Origin of the sequence: Rhizobium rosettiformans (assembly GCF_016806065.1) — a bacterium.
GTDB lineage: Bacteria > Pseudomonadota > Alphaproteobacteria > Rhizobiales > Rhizobiaceae > Allorhizobium.
In genome coordinates this window covers 2368732-2382470 of sequence record NZ_CP032405.1, presented here as the reverse complement: position 1 = coordinate 2382470, position 13739 = coordinate 2368732, and the positions used below count along the sequence as shown (strand labels likewise).

General features: G+C 62.9%; 14 protein-coding genes. 6 read left to right on the top strand and 8 right to left on the bottom strand.

The window, feature by feature from the left end; genetic code table 11:
• The first annotated feature begins 20 nt into the window (after nt 1-20).
• Nucleotides 21-725, top strand: a complete 705-nt coding sequence (locus D4A92_RS11415) for an HAD family hydrolase (RefSeq protein ID WP_203013132.1) — start codon at nt 21-23, stop codon at nt 723-725.
• On the opposite strand, the gene D4A92_RS11410 is transcribed toward D4A92_RS11415, so the two are convergent.
• On the bottom strand, nt 726-1361 hold the full coding sequence (locus tag D4A92_RS11410) for a DNA-3-methyladenine glycosylase I (protein WP_203013129.1): 636 nt from the start codon (nt 1359-1361) through the stop codon (nt 726-728).
• A gap of 206 nt (nt 1362-1567) precedes the next feature.
• On the opposite strand from D4A92_RS11410, the gene D4A92_RS11405 reads away from it, so the two are divergent.
• Together D4A92_RS11405 and D4A92_RS11400 are read left to right on the top strand one after the other, a co-directional pair.
• Nucleotides 1568-2389 (top strand): L,D-transpeptidase, encoded by an 822-nt coding sequence (locus D4A92_RS11405; RefSeq protein ID WP_203013128.1) that lies wholly within the window; start codon nt 1568-1570, stop codon nt 2387-2389.
• Between the two features lie 91 nt (nt 2390-2480).
• Entirely contained in the window at nt 2481-3167 is a 687-nt protein-coding gene (locus tag D4A92_RS11400) for a L,D-transpeptidase (protein ID WP_203013125.1), read from the top strand.
• Between the two features lie 78 nt (nt 3168-3245).
• Here the strand turns inward: D4A92_RS11400 and D4A92_RS11395 are convergent, their stop codons facing one another.
• The 5 genes from D4A92_RS11395 to D4A92_RS11375 all read right to left on the bottom strand — a co-directional run bounded on the left by D4A92_RS11395 (nt 3246) and on the right by D4A92_RS11375 (nt 8171).
• Nucleotides 3246-3719 (bottom strand): hypothetical protein, encoded by a 474-nt coding sequence (locus tag D4A92_RS11395; protein WP_203013122.1) that lies wholly within the window; start codon nt 3717-3719, stop codon nt 3246-3248.
• A 63-nt stretch (nt 3720-3782) separates the two neighbouring features.
• On the bottom strand, nt 3783-5096 hold the full coding sequence (gene glcF, locus D4A92_RS11390; RefSeq protein WP_203013119.1) for a glycolate oxidase subunit GlcF: 1314 nt from the start codon (nt 5094-5096) through the stop codon (nt 3783-3785).
• Between the two features lie 49 nt (nt 5097-5145).
• Entirely contained in the window at nt 5146-5523 is a 378-nt protein-coding gene (locus D4A92_RS11385) for a DUF4870 family protein (protein WP_203013116.1), read from the bottom strand.
• 12 nt (nt 5524-5535) lie between these two features.
• On the bottom strand, nt 5536-6729 hold the full coding sequence (locus D4A92_RS11380; RefSeq protein ID WP_203019925.1) for an FAD-binding protein: 1194 nt from the start codon (nt 6727-6729) through the stop codon (nt 5536-5538).
• Nucleotides 6730-6737: 8 nt separating this feature from the next.
• A complete protein-coding gene (locus D4A92_RS11375; protein WP_203013113.1) occupies nt 6738-8171 on the bottom strand; it encodes an FAD-linked oxidase C-terminal domain-containing protein in 1434 nt (477 codons plus the stop codon).
• A 139-nt stretch (nt 8172-8310) separates the two neighbouring features.
• On the opposite strand from D4A92_RS11375, the gene D4A92_RS11370 reads away from it, so the two are divergent.
• Nucleotides 8311-9207 carry a LysR family transcriptional regulator gene (locus D4A92_RS11370; RefSeq protein WP_203013110.1) on the top strand — a complete coding sequence of 299 codons (897 nt, stop codon included), beginning with the start codon at nt 8311-8313 and terminating at the stop codon, nt 9205-9207.
• Here D4A92_RS11370 and D4A92_RS11365 read toward each other — a convergent pair.
• Both D4A92_RS11365 and D4A92_RS11360 read right to left on the bottom strand, forming a co-directional pair.
• Nucleotides 9204-10622: a DUF6880 family protein gene (locus tag D4A92_RS11365; RefSeq protein WP_203013108.1), complete on the bottom strand. Its 1419-nt coding sequence runs from the start codon at nt 10620-10622 to the stop codon at nt 9204-9206. The two genes, D4A92_RS11370 and D4A92_RS11365, sit on opposite strands and share 4 nt — an antisense overlap.
• 66 nt (nt 10623-10688) lie before the next feature.
• On the bottom strand, nt 10689-11960 hold the full coding sequence (locus tag D4A92_RS11360; protein WP_203013104.1) for a DUF3422 family protein: 1272 nt from the start codon (nt 11958-11960) through the stop codon (nt 10689-10691).
• A 165-nt stretch (nt 11961-12125) separates the two neighbouring features.
• Here D4A92_RS11360 and D4A92_RS11355 point away from each other — a divergent pair, with 165 nt between their 5' ends.
• Together D4A92_RS11355 and D4A92_RS11350 are read left to right on the top strand one after the other, a co-directional pair.
• Nucleotides 12126-12956 (top strand): FadR/GntR family transcriptional regulator, encoded by an 831-nt coding sequence (locus D4A92_RS11355; protein ID WP_203013100.1) that lies wholly within the window; start codon nt 12126-12128, stop codon nt 12954-12956.
• Nucleotides 12953-13726 (top strand): (Fe-S)-binding protein, encoded by a 774-nt coding sequence (locus tag D4A92_RS11350; RefSeq protein ID WP_203013097.1) that lies wholly within the window; start codon nt 12953-12955, stop codon nt 13724-13726. The genes D4A92_RS11355 and D4A92_RS11350 overlap by 4 nt, the downstream gene beginning before the upstream one ends.
• The last annotated feature ends 13 nt before the right edge of the window (nt 13727-13739 follow it).

The following is a 13739-nucleotide window of genomic DNA, read 5'->3' as shown; positions in this document are numbered from 1 at the left end:
CTGATCGATAAGGAGGCGTCATGTCCAACCGCCCTGTCTCCGTGATCGGCTTTGATGCCGACGACACGCTCTGGCAGAACGAGCAGTATTACAAGCTGACCGAAGGCCATTTCCGCAGCCTGCTTGCCGATTATGCCGAAGGTGAGCATGTGTCCGACCGTCTGCTGGAGGCGGAAAAGCGCAATCTCGCCCATTACGGCTTCGGCATCAAAGGTTTCACGCTCTCGATGATCGAGACGGCGCTGGAGGTCACGGAGGGCCGTGCGCCCTCTTCCGTGATCAGCGAAATCCTGGCGATTGGACGCGATCTCTTGAGCCACCCCGTCGAATGTCTGCCGCATGCACGAGATGCGCTGGAGGCGCTTTCGGGCAAGTACTTCCTGGTGCTGATCACCAAGGGCGATCTCTTCGACCAGGAGCGCAAGCTGGCACAATCCGGCCTCGGCGACTATTTCGACGCAGTCGAGATCGTCTCGGACAAGACCGCCACCACCTATCGGCGGATCTTCGGCAAACATGGCGAAGGACCGGAGCGGGGGATGATGATCGGCAATTCGCTGAAGTCAGACATCGTGCCGGCGATTGCCGCCGGCGCCTGGGGCGTGTTCGTGCCGCATGAACTGACCTGGGTGCTGGAGCATGTCGACAAGCCCGAGGAGGCGCCGCGCTTCCGCGAGATCCCGGATCTCGGGCATGTACCTGAGCTTGTCGCCAACCTGGCCTAGTCAGGGGCGGACGAGCCGGGACCGAAGTTCCTCGGTCGGCGCGCGACGGCAGCAGCCTTCGATATGGTCATTGACCAGGCCCATGGCCTGCATGAAGGCATAGACCGTTGTCGGGCCAACAAAGGTCCAGCCACGCTTCTTCAGATCCTTCGACAGGCGGATCGAGGTGGGCGAGGTCGGATTGGCCCTGAGTGTTGCATAGTCCATGCGTTCCGGGCGTTCCGATGCGTCGGGTTCGTAACTCCAGAAGTAACGAGACAGCGAGCCGAATTCCGCCGTGAGGTCGATCGCATGGCGGGCGTTGTTGATGGTCGAGACGATTTTGCCGCGATGGCGGATGATGCCCGCGTCCGCCAGGCATCGGGCAATCTCGTCATCGCCGAAGCGGGCGACCTGATGGAAGTCGAAGCCGGCGAAGGCTGCGCGGAAGTTCTCGCGCTTTCTCAGGATCGTCAGCCAGGAGAGGCCGGACTGAAATCCTTCGAGGCAGATCTTCTCGAAGAGCCTGACATCATCGGTGACCGGGCGGCCCCACTCTTCATCATGGTAGCGGCGATAGTCGTCGAGGCCGCCATGCCAGAAGCAGCGGTCGAGACCGTCCTCTCCCCGGATCAGGCCTTCCGCTGTCGTCTCCATGCGATTCTCCCCCAATGCGGAAACGCGTTTACCATTTGTTCACGAGTTTTCCAAACCGGACGCTAACCCTTCCGAAAGGTTTACGACTTCGATCGCATTTTCATGAACGCCTCTTTACCAATTGGCGGCCTTCGCTCTGGCACCATCGGCTCGAATTGGCGGCATGTTGTGCCGCCGCATCCGGTCCCTAGTTCATGAGTTGTCCGATGTCGAAGCGTTCCCTGTTACTGGCCTTGCTGACCAGCCTGTCGATTGCCCTGCCCGTCCATGCGAGTGATCGCTACAAGAGCCGTCCGCCTGTGATGGTCAGTCCCGACCTCCAGGCGTCCTGGGTCCTGCAACTCGGCGGCGTCCCGGCACAGACGCGCAGTTCTGCCACGCCACAGCGGATGCGTCAGGCCGTTCCGGCAGGGCGTCAGCGGGTGGTGCAGCAGCCGCAACAGGTGCTGCGCCAGCAGCCGGTGCAGCAGCAGCGTCGTCTCGTGCAGCAGCGGCGCGTGCTTTTCCCGCAGCAGCAGCCGGCGCCGCAGCAGGTCGCGATGCGGCCGGACAAGCCGGTGCGCACCCAGATCGAGCCGAAATTCCTGCCGCAGATGGTCCAGTACCAGACCAAGCACAAGCCGGGTACGATCGTCATCGATACGCGCGAGCGCTTCCTCTATCTCGTCATGGCCGACGGCATGGCAAAGCGTTACGGTGTCGGCGTCGGCAAGCCGGGCTTCGAATGGGCCGGCACCCACAAGGTGACGTCCAAGCGCGAATGGCCGGACTGGCGCCCGCCGCAGGAGATGATCGCCCGCGAGGCAGCCAAGGGGCACTTCCTGCCTGCCCACATGCCCGGCGGCCCGGAAAATCCCCTCGGCGCGCGCGCGCTCTATCTCGGCTCGACGCTTTACCGCATCCACGGAACGAATGCGCCGTGGTCGATCGGCAATGGCGTGTCCTCCGGCTGCATTCGCATGCGCAACGAGGACGTGACCGATCTCTATGAGCGCGTGAAGGTCGGCACCAAGGTCATTGTGATCTGAGACACAGGAAATATCACAATCGATCGATTAGCGCTTGCTTTGAGAGGGGAAGCGGCTAGGCTCTAAGCCCTGTAAATCAGGGGGACTGCCTATGTTCAACACGACTTTCCGCAAGGCGGCGGTGGCGGTGATCGCGCTTACCATCGCCTTGCCGGCGCCCGCCAGCGCCATCAGCCTCAATCGCATCCAGACGACGAGTGACGTCACACTCGTTGCGCAGCAGCGCAAGGAAGTGCCGGAGAAGTTCAAGCGCAAGGTCGTGCGCCTGACGACGGACGAGAAGCCGGGCACGATCATCATCGATACGAACAACAAGTTTCTCTACTATGTCGAGGGCAAGAACCGCGCGACCCGCTACGGCGTCGGCGTGGGTCGTGAAGGCTTCGGCTGGTCTGGCGTGGTGAAGATCGGCCGCAAGGCGGAATGGCCCGAATGGCGTCCGCCGGCAGAGATGCGCCGCCGCGAAGCCGCCAAGGGCCATATTCTGCCGGTCGTGCAGGAAGGCGGACCGGACAATCCGCTCGGTGCGCGCGCCATGTATCTTTACAAGGGCGGTCGCGACACGATCTTCCGCATCCACGGCACCAACCAGCCCTGGACGATCGGTCTCAACATGTCGTCGGGCTGCATCCGGATGATGAACAAGGATGTCGAGCATCTCTACGAGCGCGCCGCGATTGGCAGCAAGGTGATCGTCATCGGCCCCGGCAACCGCCAGGGTGACGTCTCCTTCGACGACAAGGGTGTCGATATCCTGCGCACGATCTTCGGCGGCTGAGCCCAAACACCGCTCATGAAATGCAGACGGCCGCATCGCCAAGATGCGGCCGTTGTCTTTTCGGTTCGTGTCACTCGGTCAACGCTTGATGTCGCAGAAAATATCACCCTCGTGGGAGAGGATCTGCTCACCGCCGACGGCGCTGCCCATCTTCAGCTTAACGACCTTCAGGTCATAGCGCCCGGTAAACCGCTTTGCGGTGGTCGAACCACGGTCTGTGATCATCGCCACAGACACGCGATAGAGCGGCTCCCTTTCCGGGGCAAAGGCATGGATGCTGAAGCGCAGGTCGCGCTCATCGATCCAGTATTGGCGCAGCATATCGGATCGGATCTGGAAGCGGCGAAAACCGGATGGTGCGGCCTTGTCTTTGACCCCGGCCATGCCACGGAAATGCACCAGCTTTTCCTGATCCTTGCTGCTGAAGCCGCTTTCCAGCGACATGTCTATGACACTGTCGGAAGTGGCGCAGTAAATCCGCTCGATCGCTGCCGCCGGGGTCACGGTCGGACACAGCAACAGCAATGCGATAACAATCGTCTTTCTCGCCATGATGGCCTCTCCCGGGCTGCTCCATCCCGGGACAATCATTACAGCTATCGCTTAACAATTCGCTCAAACCGCCGCGCGGCGATCGAGCGCTTTCGGACGCGGACCGCCATAGGCCCAGTTCAGCAACTCGACCGTATGGACAACGGGAATGCCCGTCGCCGAGCCGATCTGGGTCATGCAGCCGATGTTGCCGGCAGAGATGATGTCAGGTTTCGTCGACTCGATGTTCTTCACCTTGCGGGCCTTCAGCTTGGCGGAAATCTCCGGCTGCATGATGTTGTAGGTGCCGGCTGAACCGCAGCAGAGATGGCCTTCCGGCGGGTCCTTGACGGTGAAGCCGGCCGATTTCAGAAGGAGTTTTGGTGCCATCGTCACCTTCTGACCGTGCTGCAGCGAACAGGCGGAATGATAGGCAACCGTCAGCCCCTTCGTCTCCGCGATCGGCAGATCGATGGTCGAAAGATATTCGGTGACGTCCTTGGCGAGTGCCGAAACGCGCGCGGCCTTTTCAGCATAAGCCGGATCGAGACGCAGCATGTGGCCATAGTCCTTTATCGTCGTGCCGCAGCCCGAGGTCGTGACAATGATCGCGTCGAGACCACCCGCTTCAATCGCACGGGTCCAGACATCGACATTGCGGCGAGCGCTGTCGAGCGCCTGTTCTTCGCGACCCATATGGTGGACGAGCGCGCCACAGCAGCCTTCACCCTGAGGTACAATAACCTCGACGCCCAAGCGGGTGAGAAGCGAAATCGCCGCTTCGTTGATGCCGGGATCGAGGACAGGCTGAGCGCAGCCGGTGAGTATCGCGACGCGGCCACGACGGGTTGCGGCTGCGGCATGGATGGCGGGCTTGGCGAAGTCCGAGGGTGGCGCGACCTTGGAAGGCGCGAGCCTCAACATGGCGGCCATGGGCTTGAGTGACTTCACCTGATCGAAAAGGCCGGCGAAGGGGCGACCGAGAGCGGCGAGTCTGAGCGCCAAACGGAAGCGGCCCGGATAGGGAAGGACCATCGCCAGCATGTTGCGGGTCAGCCGGTTCATCAGCGGGCGGCGATAGGTCTTTTCGATATGGATGCGGGCATGGTCGACCAGATGCATGTAGTCGACGCCGGAGGGACAGGTCGTGGTGCAGGCGAGGCAGGAGAGACAACGGTCGATATGGGTGACGATCTGGTCATCCGCCGGGCGGCCGTTTTCCAGCATGTCCTTGATCAGGTAGATGCGGCCGCGCGGGCTGTCGAGCTCGTTGCCGAGCGTCACATAGGTGGGACAGGTGGCGGTGCAGAAGCCGCAATGCACGCATTTGCGCAGAATGCTTTCGGCTTCCGCGACATGGGGATCGGTGAGCTGCTCGGCGGTGAAATTGGTCTGCACGCTGTTCCTCCCCCGGAGCGGCCGGCATGGCCGCGCCCATGGCTTAAATTCAAATCCACCAGCTGGTGGGACGGGCGATCGGCTCGCCGGCAGAGGCCTTCTGCAAGCCGATGACGCAACGGACGACAATCCAGATGGCGACGCCGAAGATCAGGATGGCGCCGATGGCCACAAGCATCAGGATGCTCGATATCAGCGCATAGAGCAGACCGATCCAGAAGGTTCTGATCGCATAGGTGTAATGGGTATCGATCCAAGGCTCGCTCTTGCCGCGGTTCACATAAGCCAAGATCAAGCCGATGATGCCGGTGATGCCGACGACGAAGCTCACGAGATAGAGGCAGTAGACCAGCTGGACATTGAGGCGGCCGGGCGAGAACCAGCCTTCGCCGGAGGTCACCGGGGGACGGTAATTCGGATCAGCCATCAGAAAACTCCTTCATGCCATCAGTCCGGGATTGAAAATCCCATGAGGATCGAGTTTTGCCCTGACCCGGCCGGATAGCAAGGCGACCGCCGGGGTCTGCGGTTCAAAGGCTGCCGCCTCGGCGCGGATCTGGGGGGCGGCTCGGAGCAGCGTGGCATGGCCGCCGCCAAGGGTGCGGATGCCATGGCGCAAGACCTCAGCCTCCGGGTCGGCTTCCATGCGCATCCAGACAAGGCCGCCCTGCCAGTCGTAATAGGCGTCGATACCGGCCCGGAGCCTGAGGCCCGCGACCAGCTTCCAGGCTTGCGTCGGAGCCATGGACAGGCGCCAGAGCGGACGGGCCGTGCCATCAGCATAGGGCATGACATCGCGGATTTCTGCCCAGAGGGTCTTCGAGTGCTCCGCGTCGAGGCGGCTCACCGGTCCAAAGACTGCCATGGCTGCGATCAGCTTTTCCGCACGGACGGCCACCGAGGCTTCCAACCCTTCCAGACGCATCACCGTGGCAGCACCTTCGGGAAGCTTGCCGCCGATGAAACGACCGCGGACACTTTCCGGTAGGTGGGCTGCACCGGAGACTTCGACGGAGAGCGACAGGGCAGCGGCGAGCGCATTCATGGCCTGCTCGTCTTCCAGCCCTGAAAGGACGATCGTGGTGGCCGTCTTCGGCACGGGCAGGACCTTGAAGGTAACTTCGGTGAGAAAGCCGAGCGTGCCGTGGGATCCGGCGAGCAGCTTGACGAGATCGAGACCGGTGACGTTCTTCATCACCTTGCCACCGGCCTTCACGACATCGCCGGCCCCGTTGACGAAGCGGACGCCGAGCAGATGGTCGCGGGCGGCACCTGCGGTAATGCGGCGCGGACCGGAGCTGTTGACCGCAAAGAGGCCGCCAATCGTGGGCGTGCCAGACGTACCCATGGCGCCACGATGATCCATGGGTTCGAAGGCCATTGCCTGGCCATTTGCGGCAAGGGCTGCCTCGATCTCCGCAACAGGCGTGCCAGTGCGGGCCGTGATGACCATTTCGGCGGGGTTGTATTCGACGATGCCAGACAAGGCTGCGGAAGACAGGGTGGCGTCTGCGGCTACAGGATTGCCGAAGCCTGCACGGCTGCCGCCGCCACGGATGTGGAGCGGGATCTTGCGGGAGGCATGGTTGCGGATGAGTTCGACGGCTTCGGCTTCGGTCGAGGGGGTCAGCATACTCGTCATCATCCCCTCCCCTCCAGCGGAAAGACCTTCGACGGATTGAGAATCCAGTCCGCGTCGAAGGCCGAGCGCACGGCCATCTGCTGATCAAGATCGACCTGGGTGAACTGGTGCAGCATCAGATCTCGTTTTTCGATCCCGACACCGTGTTCGCCGGTCAGGCATCCCCCCGCATCGACGCAGAGCTTGAGGATCTCCATGCCGGCGGCTTCGGCTTTCGCGGCATCTTCCGGGTCGTTGATGTTGTAGAGGATCAGCGGGTGCATGTTGCCGTCACCAGCATGGAAGACGTTGGCGACACGCAGGCCGTAGCGGTCGATGATCTCGGAAGTCTTGCGCAACACGTAAGCGAGCTGGCTGAGCGGCACGGTTCCGTCCATGCAGATATAGTCGGCGATGCGGCCGGTGGCACCGAAGGCAGATTTACGGCCTTTCCAGATGAGGGCCGCTTCCGTCGCCGACTGGCTTTCGCGCACCGTCTTCACGCCATGGCGCTTGGCGATCTCGACGATCGCGGCGAGCATTGCCTCCATTTCGGCTTCGGAGCCCTCGACCTCGATGATCAGCAGCGCTTCGACATCCAGCGGATAGCCGGCCTTGGCGAAGGCCTCGCAGATCTCGATCGCGGGCTTGTCCATGAACTCGATGGCGACCGGAATGATGCCGGCGCCAATGACGTCGGCGACGCAGGAGCCGGCTGCTTCCGCGCTGTCGAAGCCGAAGAGCACGGGGCGTGCGCCTTCGGGCTTGGCGAGCAGACGAACGGTCGCTTCGGTGACCACGCCGAGCTGGCCCTCCGAGCCGCAGACGAGGCCGAGCAGGTCATAACCTTCGGCATCGAGATGCTTGCCGCCGAGATCGACCACCGTGCCATCGACGAGGACCATCTTGACCCCAAGGAGGTTGTTGGTGGTGACACCGTATTTCAGGCAGTGGGCGCCGCCGGAATTCATGGCGATATTACCGCCGATCGTGCAGGCGAGCTGAGAGCTCGGATCGGGGGCGTAGAAATAGCCGTCGGCGCCGACCGCATCGGAGATGGCAAGATTGGTGACGCCGGCCTGCACGGTAGCCGTGCGGTTCTGATAATCGATGTCAAGGATGCGCGTCATGGCGGACAGGCCGAGGACCACGGCATCTTCCTGCGGGATTGCGCCGCCCGACAACGACGTGCCGGCGCCGCGCGGTACGACAGGGATGCCATAGCGGTGGCAGTATTTCATAACGGCCGCGACCTGGGCTGTCGTCTCAGGCAGGACGACGGCTAGCGGACGGCGGCGATAGGCGATGAAGCCGTCCGTCTCGAAGGGGACGAGCGCGTTTCGCTCCTCGACAAGGCGGCCTGGCGGCACCAGTTCCTTCAGATCGGCAAGGATCTCGGCGCGGCGCGAAAGCACCTCCGGTCTCGGCGGCAAAAAGGCGATGGCCTCGCTCATGACGGTTTCCTCCCCATGTGCCCCCGATCCTAGCCGGATGGGCCGCGCCGCTCAACTGGTCTATTTTTCTTACCACTAGGACTTTCGCAGGGCAAATGCTATGCACTTATGACCAAATCGGAAATAGTAAGATCCACTCATGACCAATCTCGGTGATCTCGAAGTCTTCGTCCGGGTGATCGCGGCCGGCAGCATGTCGACGGCGGCGCGCGACCTCGGGCTGTCCCCTGCCGTTGTTTCCAAGCGCATCAAGCGGCTGGAGGACAAGCTCGGCACGCGGCTCCTGCAGCGCACGACGCGGCAGATCTCGCTGACGGAAGCCGGCCTGGGGTTTCACGAGCGGGTGCTGACGGTGCTGGGCGGGCTGGAAGAGGCGGAGGCTTTCGCGTCAGGACGTTCTTCGGAGGTCAACGGCACGCTGAAGATCTCGGCGTCGACCTCCTTCGGTCGCATGCATGTCGCGCCGCACCTGAAACCCTTCATGGAGGCGCATCCGGATCTGGCGATACATCTGGTGCTGTCGGACGAATTCACCGACATCGTCGGCGGTGGCTTCGATCTCGCGATCCGTATTGCGGAGCTGAACGATTCCTCGCTGGTCGCTCGGCGGCTTGCGCCCGTACGCCGCGTGCTTTGCGCAGCACCAAGCTATGTTGCCGAACACGGAACGCCTGAAACACTCGACGACCTGAAAAAGCATCGCTGCCTGCCAGCGCATAACCATGAATCCTGGCGCCTGGAAGGTCCGACCGGTCCGATCACCCTGCGCCCCGAGGGCATGCTGATCACCAATTCCAGCGAAGTGATCCGTGAAGCCGTGATCGCGGGCCTCGGGATCGCGCTTCGCTCCACCTGGGATGTGGGCGCGGAACTGAAGAGCGGCAAGCTGGTACAGGTGCTGCCGCAATATGAAAGCTCGCGCAATGTGGCTCTGTCGGCCGTCTATCCGAGCCGCCAGTTTTTGCCCGCGAAAGTACGGCTGTTCATCGATTATCTGGCGGAGCTTTATGGGCCGGTGCCTTATTGGGAACGTTAGGGCTGCCCGGAAAGCCCGCCCGGTACCGAGCTCCAGAAACCATACTTCTTCGAGTGAATGCGCCTGAGTTCTGCGAGGAAGGCGGCATGGGTCGTTAGACCGTGACCTTCGGGCAGGTTCGGCATGAGGCGCGCGAGTTCACCGACGTAACGCCCGGCATGCGGATAGGCCATGCCGATGCCGCGCCTGAGGATATCTTCGACGAGCACACGGTAAAGCACCACGGCGGCCAGCGGCTCCTTGGCCGAGAGCGCCTCGGCGGCGGGGGCGAGATCGTCGTAGTGGCGGCCCTCCCAATCATGCTGGTGGCGCAGGACGTGGGCGGCCGCCAGATCGAGACGCGGCCAGGCGAGGAAAAAGTCGAGCGTGAGGTAGATGTCCTCGTGCTCCTTCGCGAGCGCCAAGGCACGGTCGAGTTCGTCGAACTCGGCGAAATCGTCGAGCTTCGACAAATAGAGTTTCAGTACGGCTGGATCGAGGGTTTCGCCGAATTCCCGCCAGCGCAGTTCCTGGGCGTCCTCGCGGCGCTTCAGCTTGTCGAGGATCTCGGCCTCCAGCAGGCGGCGCTCATGGGCGCCGTAGTCTGGACCGACGGAGGCGAGCACGCCGTTGACCGGGATGAGGCGCACGCCGCGCGGGCGCTCGCGGACCCATTCGAGTGCGTCCTCATGGCGACCGGCCTGATGCAGCATGCTGGCCACGGCCAGCGTGTCGCGGCGGTTGTCGGGCTTCTGGCGTTCGAGCGCCAGGAAGTCGTCGATATCGCCCTGGTGCAAAGCGAGCGACTGGAGAAGGTCGAGCGCGCCGAGCTTCAGGGGTTCAGAGGGCAGGACCTCCGCCAGCACCGTTCGCCAGGCCTTGGCGGCCGGGCCTGAGACCACGCCGGTCAGCGCGCGAAGGAAACCCGTATGCTCGCCGTAGCGATCCCGCAACCGCAAGCGTTCCAGATGCGGCACCAGCAGGACCTGCTCCTCGGCACCAACTCCCTTGATGAGCTCAAGCGTGGCAAGTTCCGTATCCTCGAAGACCTTCCAGAGACGGGCATTGTCGGTGGCGAGACGGGCGGAAACGGGGAAGCGCAGGCCGAGGAAACGCAGGATGCGCTCGGCAGCAGCCTGGGGATCGGCAGCGCCGAGTTCGGAGAGGATATTGCGGGCCAGGGCGGCAAACTCTCCGGCGAGATCCCTGGCGCGGGCGCGGTTGATGCGCGTCGTTGCCTGGTCGATCGCGTCGAGGCGCTTGTCGATCAGTCGCGCCATCTCGTCCGGACCTGTCTCGCCGGCGAGCGCCGTCTGGAGTCTGGCCTTCAGCGCCTTGTTGGCAGCGGATTCCTCCAAGAGGATATCGACCAGTTTCTCGAGCCCAAGGCCTGATAGCCCCTTCTTGTCGAGTTTCGCCTTGGTCTGCTTCGCCATACTGCCTGTTACCCGCCACTGTGTGCGATCTTATATCGATCCGCAGGGCGCGTCAGCAAGACCTGATCAGCCCTGCCGTTCGTGGCTTCTGCGGATCCGTCGAACAACCCACCAGACGCCAAGCACGGAGAGCGGCACCGAAATGCCGGTGATGATGGCCGTGTCGAAGGGCAGGAGGTCGTGCGGGATCGCCTTGGCGGCGTAACCGACGAGACCGACGACATAATAGGAGATAGCGGCGACCGAGAGGCCTTCGACCGTCTGCTGCAGGCGAAGCTGCATTTCGGCACGGCTGTTCATGGCGGTCAGCAGGTCGGAGTTCTGACGCTCCAGCTCGACATCGATCCAGGAGCGAACGAGCGCAGTCGCACGGGAAAGTTTTCGCGACAGGTTGGCCTGGCGCTCCTCGACGGACTGGCAGGTGCGCATGGCGGGCGCCAGGCGCCGCTCGAGGAAGGAGCCCAGCGTCTCGTGACCGGGCACCGGTGTTTCATCCAGCGTCTTGATGCGTTCGCGCACAATGCCGTCATAGGCGCGGCTGGCACCGAAACGGTAGAGGCTCAAGGCTGCATTGGCTTCGAGCTCGGCAGCCAGGCGCGTGAGCTCGGAGAGCATCTCGTCGGATTCGTCGCGGGCATGCGCCTTCATCCGCTGGGTGACGGCGGTCAGACCGTCCTCGATGCGGCGGATTTCGGGGGACAGCGTCTGGGCAAGCGGCAGGCCGAGCATGGCCATGGTGCGATAGGTTTCGATGTCGAGCAGGCGCTGGACGACTGCGCCGCGGCCGGCCTCGGTCATGCCGCGATCGATGACGAGGATCTGGGTGAGGCCATGTCCATCCTGGCGGAAGTCGGTGAGGACGGCGGCCTGGCCGTTCTTGAGTTCGCTGTAGCAAAGGCTTGCCGGATCGAAGGCGGCATGGGCATCGGCGATTTCGGGACCATCAGGACGAAGTTCGAGGCGGATCCCCGAAATCAGCGGACCGGGCGCGATGAAGCCGTCGCCGAAGGGGTGGATCGGCACATCACCACCGAAGCTTTCCGGCAGCGGTCCATCCCAGAACCAGGTGGAAAACTCGGTATGCCGTTCCCAACGGAGCGTCCCCTGTCCCCAGGCGAGTGAATGATAGCGCCCATTTTTCTCCGGCGGGGCGACGCCGCGGGCGCGGGACAGTTCGGAAATGGCTGCGTGATGCACGGCCGAGCCGCCATCCATCATGAAGGCGAGCTGAAAGATGACCCGGCCGGATTTGACCAGCGCATAGGGCCGCGCGTGGATTTCCCCGAGCGCCAGCGCCCGCTCCGGCGCCATTGGAAATGCAAAATCACCCTTTGCCACGCCGACCGTCTCCCTTGCCCGTTCCTCAAGCTAGCAGTGCGCTCGTCTCCGCGCAAAGGTGCAAACGTCACAGACCCGCATTCGACAAAGTGCTCACGCATCGACTGGACAAGAAAGTTGACCACTTGTCGTTTCGCTTGCTATGAAACGGCATTGGAGAGGGTGATGACCGAGAGCGACCAGACACTGTTTTCCGGCGTGAGCCACAGCCGCACCGCCGACGAGGTGGTGCAGCAGATCGAGCTGTTGATCCTCGACGGTGTGCTGCGGGATGGCGACAGGCTGCCGGGCGAGCGGGAACTGGCGCAGTCGCTGGAAGTATCGCGGCCGATCCTGCGCGATGCGCTGAAGGAGCTGGAGACCCGGGGGCTGCTGATCAGCCATCATGGCGGCGGCACCTTCGTCGCCGATATCATCGGACAGGTGTTTTCAAAGCCGATCACCGATCTCATCTCCCGCCATGCCCGTGCGACGCGCGATTATCTCGAATATCGCCGCGAACTCGAAGGGCTGACGGCGGAGCTTGCGGCGCAACGCGCGACGGAAACCGACAAGGCACTCTTGTCCCGGATCATCGAGGACATGCGGAACGCCCATGGGACACAGGAGCCGGAAGACGAGCTCGCGGCCGACGTCGATTTCCACAATGCCGTCGGTGAGGCGGCACACAACATCATCCTCCTACACACCATGCGGGCCTGCTACCGGCTTTTGTCTGAGGGCATCTTCTTCAATCGTAAGGCTGTCTTCTCGCTGCCCAATGCGCGCGAACAGCTTCTGGACCAGCACGTGGCGATCCATGACGCGATCCTCACCGGCGATCCGGAAGCGGCCAAGGCCGCAGCCCAGGCGCATATCGATTTCGTCATGCGTGCGGCCGATGAAAGTGCCCGCGCCGGCGAATGGGGTCGCGTCGCAAAACTCAGGCTGATCCGCCGCGACGGCGGTCGCACGGGCCGTGCAGCCAGCCACTCGAAGACGGAGACAAAAGCGTGAGCCAAGTCCAAACCCGGCCGAAGGTCGGCCTCTTCGCCACCTGTCTTGTCGATCTCTTCCGGCCGAGCGTCGGCTTTTCAGCGGCCAAGCTGATCGAGGATGCCGGCTGCGACGTGCATGTGCCGATCGCCCAGACCTGTTGCGGTCAACCGGCCTATAATTCCGGCGACACCAAGGATACGCGCGATCTGGCAAAGCAGGTGATCGAGCAGTTCGAAGGCTTCGACTATGTCGTTGCCCCCTCCGGGTCCTGCGGGGCCATGCTGAAGATGCATTATCCGGAGCTCTTCAAGGGTGACTCGCTCTGGGAAGAGCGCTGTCGGCGCTTCTCGGACAAGGTGTTCGAGCTCGTTTCCTTTCTCACCGACGTCAGAGGGATGACCGAAGTCGAGGTCCGGCTCGACAGAACCGTCACCTATCACGACAGCTGTTCTGGCCTCAGGGAGCTTGGCATTTCGAAGCAACCGCGCGCGCTTCTGTCGAGCGTCGAGGGGCTGGAGCTCAAGGAGATGGCCGGACCGGATGTCTGCTGCGGTTTCGGCGGCACCTTCTGCGTCAAATATCCCGATATTTCCGGCAAGATCGTTTCGAAGAAAACGGCGATGATTTCAGAGACCGGCGCCGAACTGCTGCTCGCCGGCGACATGGGCTGCCTGATGAACATGGGCGGCAAGCTGAAGCGCGAGGGCTCGACCATCGAAGTGCGCCATGTCGCGGAGGTGCTGGCCGGGATGACCGACAGCCGGCCGATTGCCGGCAGCGGCAAATAGACGACACGAGGGA

Bases quoted from the DNA above. Each gene is read 5' to 3' on its own strand.
- D4A92_RS11415 (WP_203013132.1), top strand. From the start codon at position 21: ATGTCCAACCGCCCTGTCTCCGTGATCGGCTTTGATGCCGACGACACG.
- D4A92_RS11410 (WP_203013129.1), bottom strand. From the start codon at position 1,361: ATGGAGACGACAGCGGAAGGCCTGATCCGGGGAGAGGACGGTCTCGAC.
- D4A92_RS11405 (WP_203013128.1), top strand. From the start codon at position 1,568: ATGTCGAAGCGTTCCCTGTTACTGGCCTTGCTGACCAGCCTGTCGATT.
- D4A92_RS11400 (WP_203013125.1), top strand. From the start codon at position 2,481: ATGTTCAACACGACTTTCCGCAAGGCGGCGGTGGCGGTGATCGCGCTT.
- D4A92_RS11395 (WP_203013122.1), bottom strand. From the start codon at position 3,719: ATGGCGAGAAAGACGATTGTTATCGCATTGCTGTTGCTGTGTCCGACC.
- D4A92_RS11385 (WP_203013116.1), bottom strand. From the start codon at position 5,523: ATGGCTGATCCGAATTACCGTCCCCCGGTGACCTCCGGCGAAGGCTGG.
- D4A92_RS11380 (WP_203019925.1), bottom strand. From the start codon at position 6,729: ATGCTGACCCCCTCGACCGAAGCCGAAGCCGTCGAACTCATCCGCAAC.
- D4A92_RS11375 (WP_203013113.1), bottom strand. From the start codon at position 8,171: ATGAGCGAGGCCATCGCCTTTTTGCCGCCGAGACCGGAGGTGCTTTCG.
- D4A92_RS11370 (WP_203013110.1), top strand. From the start codon at position 8,311: ATGACCAATCTCGGTGATCTCGAAGTCTTCGTCCGGGTGATCGCGGCC.
- D4A92_RS11365 (WP_203013108.1), bottom strand. From the start codon at position 10,622: ATGGCGAAGCAGACCAAGGCGAAACTCGACAAGAAGGGGCTATCAGGC.
- D4A92_RS11355 (WP_203013100.1), top strand. From the start codon at position 12,126: ATGACCGAGAGCGACCAGACACTGTTTTCCGGCGTGAGCCACAGCCGC.